Annotated in this window: 1 protein-coding gene; it reads right to left on the bottom strand. The window is 60.5% G+C overall.

Annotated features, from left to right (window positions below; genetic code table 11):
* The coding region (locus P9236_RS30720; protein WP_278078216.1) for an efflux RND transporter permease subunit at window positions 1-261 on the bottom strand (261 nt) is incomplete at both ends.

The raw sequence follows: 261 nt of genomic DNA, 5'->3' as shown, positions 1-261 counted from the left end.
GACCGGATCGTCGCCATGCTCGATGAAACGCGAGATGTTTTCGATCATGACGATGGCGTCGTCGATGACGAAGCCGGAGGCGATGGTCAGCGCCATCAGCGACAGATTGTCGAGGCTGAAGCCCCAAAGATACATGACCGCGAACGTGCCGATCAGCGACAGCGGCACCGACAGGCTCGGAATGATCGTCGCCGGAATGTTGCGCAGGAACAGGAAGGTGACGAGCACGACCAGAACCGCCGCCGTCGCCAGCTCGAACTC

The organism is Mesorhizobium sp. WSM4884 (assembly GCF_029625675.1).
Classification (GTDB): Bacteria; Pseudomonadota; Alphaproteobacteria; order Rhizobiales; family Rhizobiaceae; genus Mesorhizobium.
The sequence above is the reverse complement of the archived record's forward strand: the minus strand, read 5'-3'. Positions and strand labels throughout refer to the sequence as shown.